This window comes from Cryobacterium sp. N21 (assembly GCF_002929575.1).
Classification (GTDB): Bacteria; Actinomycetota; Actinomycetes; order Actinomycetales; family Microbacteriaceae; genus Cryobacterium; species Cryobacterium flavum.
In genome coordinates this window covers 37,808-43,900 of the sequence record NZ_PJJQ01000020.1, presented here as the reverse complement: position 1 = coordinate 43,900, position 6,093 = coordinate 37,808, and the positions used below count along the sequence as shown (strand labels likewise).

Genomic DNA, 6,093 nt, shown 5'->3' with positions numbered 1-6,093 from the left:
GGGGGGGATGAGTCATCGACCGGAGGTCATTCTCGTCCACGGGTTATGGCATCAGCCTGCGCATTTCGATCGTCTGACAGCCGTTCTTCGTGCGCACGGGATCGGCGTGCACGTTCCGCGCCTGCATCGGGGCTCGCTCACGAACGACACAGCGGCTGTGCAGAGTGTCGTGGACGCGCTTCCGGTGGCGCCGGTTGTCTTGGGGCATTCGTATGGGGGTTCGGTTATCACCGGGCTCGATCGGGTACGACACCTCATCTACGTCGCGGCATTCGTGCCGACCGCAGGTGAAAGCGGTGCGCTCCTCGGCGGCACGGGCGCTCTCGTCAACGACGCGGTGCGGCGCAACACGGACGGAACGACCAGCATCCCGACTGAGCACGCTCGCGAGCTTCTGTACGCCGACTGCACGGATTCTCTCATTGCATGGGCGTCGGGATTGCTCGTGCCACAGCAGCCGGGTCACGGCCGCGGCGTGCAACAACGCTTCGCCTGGACAAACGTTGAAAGCACCTATGTCAAACGTGAGCAGGACCAAGCGCTCAGCCCGGCCCTACAAGAACGGATGGCACTCCGCTGCACCCACGTCGTTCGCCTGCCTTCCAGCCATTCGCCATTTATCAGTCAACCTCTGCGGCTCGGGGCAGTGATCATGAAAACCTGCCCGGACCTCGCTGCCCTCGCGACCGGCTAACGCTCGACTCCCAGAGCGTCGCAACCCGTCAACGACCGGCGAAATCGGCGAACAAGACGCGCGGTGAAGCCGTGAACCCGGTGCGTTCGTAGAGGTGGATTGCCTCGGGGCTGGAGTGCACGGTGACGTGTTCCAGGCCCAGCTGTCGAGCTTTGTCCAAAACAGCCGCCATCATCGTGCCGCCGATGTCGGCGTTTCGTTCCTCCGGGACGACGTACACGCACTGCACGTCTCCGGAAGCACGATCGGTGGCGCGCGGGCTGGGCACCCTGGGCAGCACCGCCAGCCAGGCCATGCCGACGACCACGCCGCCGCGCACCGCCACGACCCGGTGATGGGTCTGCTCATGCGCGGACGCGAAAGCGACGACGGACGCCACAAAGTTCTCCCGGCTCACAACCGGAACTCCGCCCCGCTCCACCACCCACCGCCAGCGCAACCCCGCGATTGCCTCCGTCTCGAGCGCTTCGGCCTCACGCACCACAATCTCCGTCATCTCGTCAGTCTGCCCGATCACACAGCGAGTGGTTCACGATGTGGCTCGCAGTGATCGCTTCCGCACGACGATTTCGATGGCGACGAAGGCATCCTCTTCTGTGCGGTGGCCCGCGGAGGGTTCCCCACACGGGCAGTGCTCAAGCAGTCCTGCAGCCTGCCAAAATGGGCCCATGACTGACTGGGAAGAACGGATCAGAATATTCTGGCTTGACGCCAGTGACGCCGACGAGGAGTCCACTTTGAGCTCCATGCACGTGCTGATCGCAGAGCGACGAGACGATGATCCGGCCGCCACCTACGAGTGGGCGTCGGTGCATGACTTTCTCGGACAGGAAGCGGAAGCGATTCCGCTTTACCGCCGTGCGCTGGAACTTGGTCTCGATCCTGTCTGCCTGCCTCAAGCTCAAATTCAGCTGGCCAGCTCACTTCGCAACGTTGGTGAGACCACCGAAGCGATCAGGATTCTGGAAGGCGTGGAATCCGACGCCACTATCGGCGACGCCAACGAAGCTTTCTTGGCTTTAGCGCTCTTCGACGCGGGGCGGCCCGGGGACGCGTTACGAGTCGCCCTAAAGGCTCTGGGCAAGACCCTGCCCCTCTATCGCGGTGCGATTGACCACTATGCCGACGCGATTGTCGAGCCCAAGTAGCAGTCAGCGTCCCGGTGGATAGAAGATCCGCTCGTCCCGGTGAGGGTTCCTCTTGCGGGGGAGCCACAGCAGGTCGGGTTTCCGAGTGGAGGTTCTACCGGCGGCGAAGTATTAGCCGAACTCGCTCAAGATGGCGTGCGCGGTCCATGGTTGTCCACCGCTGTTGTTGGTCCACGTCACCGAAAGTGCGCACCATGCAATGACCCACGACCGCACCACGTCAACGTCGAGCCCCGAGTGCTCGCTGACGATCGCTAGGCGGCGGTGAAAACGAGACAACGCCAAGTCTGCAGTGGGGTTGCAGAAGATATTGGCGTAGTCGAAGGCGCGGTGACCAAAGAGGCCCTTCGGGTCTATGGCCAGCCAGCGGCCATCGAAATCAAGAACATTGCCGTGATGGACGTCGCCATGGAGAACCACCTGGCCCTCCATGTCCGAGGCTTCCAGCAACTCCCGCGCCATGGCTGCCACTCGCGCCAGGCTGCCGGCCTGAAGTTGTGCTGCGTCGGTGCCGATGAGGTCGTGAAACCATTGCGACAAAGGCACCACCTCAGCGGGCGGCGCCGAAATAGCAGAGGCGCTGTGGAGAGACGAGATGGTTCCGCAGAGGATGTGGGTGACCTCATCATCAAGACCTGTCTGGCTCATCGTGGTCAAGTCACGATGCCCGGATGCCCGACCCATGAGAACGGCCTGGTCGTTGACCGCATACACCTCCGCGGCGGCCGAGCCTGCCCACCAGGCCAGGACGGGGCCACCGCGGCCCTCTTCGGCGATCCGAGCGACCTTGAGCATGACGTCTCGATCATGCCAGCGCCCCGGAACCAACCAGCTGGAGGGCGTCGTCACCGTTTCGCCGTGTGGCTGGATAGCCCAGCGATCTAAATAGATTGGCACTGTTCCCGCAACCCAATCCACGAGCACGATTGTACGGGCTGACACGCAAACCCGTCAGTTCCCGCCACTACGCTTGGGAAACGCCCGCGTCGCGTGAGACGTTCGGCTACCGAGACTCCGCGGATGGTTCGCGTACCCGACGGATCAGGTTCACGACTAGCAAGACGGAATCAGCGGTCATGCCGGCTGCGCGACGATCTCCGTTACGGCGGTGCTTCGTAGCCTGAGCCAGCTCAATTGCTGCGCGCACGACCTTGCGCAGTTCCGCACTTTCTGCGCCCGCCAACTCCGCCTCAGCCACTGTCCCGAGCCGAACCTTCGTGTTCGAGACGGGTGGCTCATCCTCGCCAGCCTGACCGTGACGAGAATGGTTGTATGCGGCCGAAGAAAGTGCTTCGAGTACAGCCACTGCGTCGTTACCGACGTTCGAGTAATCCTGTTCCGTGCGAGCGTTTTGGAAGTGCCGGCGCATCTCATTCAGTTCCTCGTCTACCCGCCGCCACCCTGTCGCCTTCCTCGGAGAAATCGGATCGGCCAGCGCTCCTGACAGGGCATCCGTTTCACGAGCGTCGAGCACCTCATGGAGCGCATCGAGCTGCCCGTCGACCATGTCCCGCCGAGCCTGCCAACTTCCGTGGCCATCGTTGGCTCGCCAGTACTTGCGGAACGTCTCGAAATCGCGAAACGGCGGATCGAACGAATCGATTCCCAATCGTGCGAGAACTGCTTTCAATGCGCGGATGAGAAGCCGGGAGTCCTCGTTGCTCAGTGGCGATCCTGAAGTGCCGTACGCATCGAACTCGTCGTGCACGACACGAGCAAGCGGCACCGCGATCTCCAAGTCACCACGATCATCGTCGGGACCGTGGAGTAAGCCTTCAAGGAGTGGCATGTCAAGAGCTGACTGCTGCGTAACCTCGGCGCCCCACGCATTCGTCACCACCTCTTCGCCGGCCAGGTAGAAGTCCCACGTTCGCATGGTGCTCATCCTAGCCAAGGGCTCACCGCCCGTCGTTTCACCTAGCGATCGGCTTTCGGAACGATGGGGCGTCCCGGTGATCGTTCCCTTGAGAAGCAAACCACTATGGAGCGCGGGCGAGTGCGTGAGTGTGGCACCGGGACGGAGTTGTGGGAATGTTGACGAATGGGGGAATCTAGTTTCGGGTGTCGACGGCGAAGCACTGGTTCAGGTCGTTCACGGTGAGCGCTCGTGGAGCAGTCGGCTCGATGATGGCGGCGACTCTGGTTTCCAGGGCGTTGGGTTTTGCGAAGGCTATTCTGCTGGTGGCCGCCGTCGGCGGAACCAGCACGGCCGTCGCGGGTCAAACGTTTGAAATCGCGAACTCGGCGCCGACGTACCTGTTCGCCCTGATCGCCGGCGGCGTCCTCGGCGCCGTGCTTGTCCCCCAGATCGTTCGGAACCTGCACGCTGGCCCTGCGGGTCAGGAAGACACTGACCGCCTTCTGACGATCATCCTGATCGGTGGGGCCGGCGCCACGGTCGTTCTTACCTTGTGTGCGCCGGGAATCGTCTGGATCTACGCCATGACGTGGTCCGCGCCGTGGCTAGGGCTTGCTACGTCGATGGCGTATTGGTGTTTGCCGCAAATTTTCTTTCTCATCGCCTTCGCCGTCTTGTCGCAGGTGTTGAACGCGCGTGGCGTGTTCGGTGCCCCAGCCTGGGCACCTGCAATCTCGAACGTCGTTGGCATCGGCGGCATCCTGGTGTTCCTCGTCGCTTTGCCCTCCGGACTGGGTGACGCTGGCTCGTGGACCCCACTGATGGTTGCGGTCCTCAGCGGGGCCGCGACCTTGGCCATCGCCGTCCAGTCCCTTTTGTTGCTGATTCCGCTGCGTTGCATCGGTTTCCGTCTGCGCTTCCGATGGGGCTTTGCCGGTCTCGGCCACATGTCCTCGCTGGCCGGCTGGACTCTGGGCGGGGTGTTTGCCAGTCAAGTTGCCTACCTGGTGACGGCGAACGTAGCCAGCAGCGCCGGAGAGTCACTCAACCAATTGGGCATCGACGGGCCAAGCCTGAACTCCCTCTCGATCGCATACCTGCTGATGCTTCTGCCCCATGGAATTGTGACCGTGTCATTGACCACGGCCCTCTATACACGCATGAGCGGGGCGGCCGCACGCAACAACTTCGTTGAAGTCGAGTCCCTTTCCAATCTCGCGCTTCGACCTGTCGCGTATGTGTCACTCGCCGCCGCGGCAGTTTTCGTCGCTGTCGGGCCGATTCTGACTGAGGCGATCTTCGGCACGCCCCTCATCGGCCACGTCTTGCAGGTGCTGGCGGTCGGCCTCGTCGGCTTCAGCCAGGCCTACGTCCTCAACCGGACATCTTTCACTCTGCAAGACGCCCGAGGCCCGTTCATCACACAACTCACCATCGCCGTGCTCTCTGCAGCCGGTGCGCTGGCAGCGGCGATCCTGCTTCCCCCGCAGCTGACCGTGATCGGAATCGCCGCCGGCATCTCGATCGCAAACATTGCCGGATGGTCGACAGCTCACGTCCTACTCCGACGAACTTTCCGAAAACGCGGACACGAACCCGACTCCGAGCCGGCCGCGGTGTGGGGTCTCATCCGGCTCCTAGCGACGGCAATGATCAGCGCCGCAGCCGGGCTGGCCACGACGACGATCATCGGCACGCCAGCCAGCTTCATCGGACACGCCCTGCTTTTCCTCCTTGCATCCTCGATCGTCAGCGGGGTGTTTGTCGGGATCAGTTGGCTCTTAGGCGACCGCACAATCAACGATCTCCGGCGGTAGCTGCAGCAAGAACTGTATCCGCGATCTGACAGCCATTCTTGGATGCTTAAGCTTCCATCGGGAATCCCGTTGGGGGTTCCCCTCTGACACGGCCTCAGGGTGTTCGGCAGTTGCGTTGGTCAGGCCAAGATCTGTCGCGGTGCCCGTCCGATAATCGAGACTAAAATAATCAGGCCCTTAAGCCAAGACTCGGGCAGTCTCCAGTGATATCTGCAGAAAGAACGATCAGGCAAGACGAGGTCGCATGCCAAACTGGCTGTGGCACTCCATGGTGGGCATGTAGGCGGTTGTTGAGTTCACCATCCGAGGAGTGCCGAACAGCTGGGGGTTGAAGTTATGTTTAGCGTTTTTGGTGGTCTCTTGATGGCACTTTACTTCTTAGTGATTCTCGTGGTCGTGATACTCGTCGTCTGGGTATTGATCCTGACCATTGTCTTTCTGAGGCTGCGAATTGCGGAAATCCGGGCTGCAACAGGGTCTGCAAGCCCACACGAATAGTTGCTGCTCGACCGTTGGACTGTGCTTTGGACTTCGCCATCTATCGGCCGTTCGGACAAGGTTCCACCGACTCGATGA

6 protein-coding genes are annotated in these 6,093 nt (G+C 61.9%); 3 read left to right on the top strand and 3 right to left on the bottom strand.

Annotated features, from left to right (window positions below; genetic code table 11):
- Positions 1–694 (top strand): alpha/beta hydrolase (locus tag CXY77_RS01270; protein WP_233197158.1); only part of this gene is annotated, 694 nt, incomplete at its 5' end.
- Positions 695–722: 28 nt separating this feature from the next.
- Here CXY77_RS01270 and CXY77_RS01265 read toward each other — a convergent pair.
- The gene (locus CXY77_RS01265; protein WP_104129458.1) at positions 723–1,190 is read right to left on the bottom strand and encodes a GNAT family N-acetyltransferase; all 468 of its coding nucleotides are present in this window, start codon (positions 1,188–1,190) and stop codon (positions 723–725) included.
- Positions 1,191–1,362: 172 nt separating this feature from the next.
- Between CXY77_RS01265 and CXY77_RS01260 the strand changes: the two genes are divergently transcribed.
- Positions 1,363–1,842 (top strand): tetratricopeptide repeat protein, encoded by a 480-nt coding sequence (locus tag CXY77_RS01260; protein WP_233197157.1) that lies wholly within the window; start codon positions 1,363–1,365, stop codon positions 1,840–1,842.
- A gap of 111 nt (positions 1,843–1,953) precedes the next feature.
- Here CXY77_RS01260 and CXY77_RS01255 read toward each other — a convergent pair whose 3' ends face one another.
- Together CXY77_RS01255 and CXY77_RS01250 are read right to left on the bottom strand one after the other, a co-directional pair.
- Positions 1,954–2,760 carry an aminoglycoside phosphotransferase family protein gene (locus tag CXY77_RS01255; protein WP_158252731.1) on the bottom strand — a complete coding sequence of 269 codons (807 nt, stop codon included), beginning with the start codon at positions 2,758–2,760 and terminating at the stop codon, positions 1,954–1,956.
- Positions 2,761–2,845: 85 nt separating this feature from the next.
- Positions 2,846–3,718 (bottom strand): hypothetical protein, encoded by an 873-nt coding sequence (locus tag CXY77_RS01250; RefSeq protein ID WP_140425435.1) that lies wholly within the window; start codon positions 3,716–3,718, stop codon positions 2,846–2,848.
- A gap of 221 nt (positions 3,719–3,939) precedes the next feature.
- Here CXY77_RS01250 and murJ point away from each other — a divergent pair, with 221 nt between their 5' ends.
- Complete coding sequence (gene murJ, locus CXY77_RS01245) at positions 3,940–5,517, top strand: murein biosynthesis integral membrane protein MurJ (RefSeq protein WP_140425434.1); 1,578 nt, start codon at positions 3,940–3,942, stop codon at positions 5,515–5,517.
- The last annotated feature ends 576 nt before the right edge of the window (positions 5,518–6,093 follow it).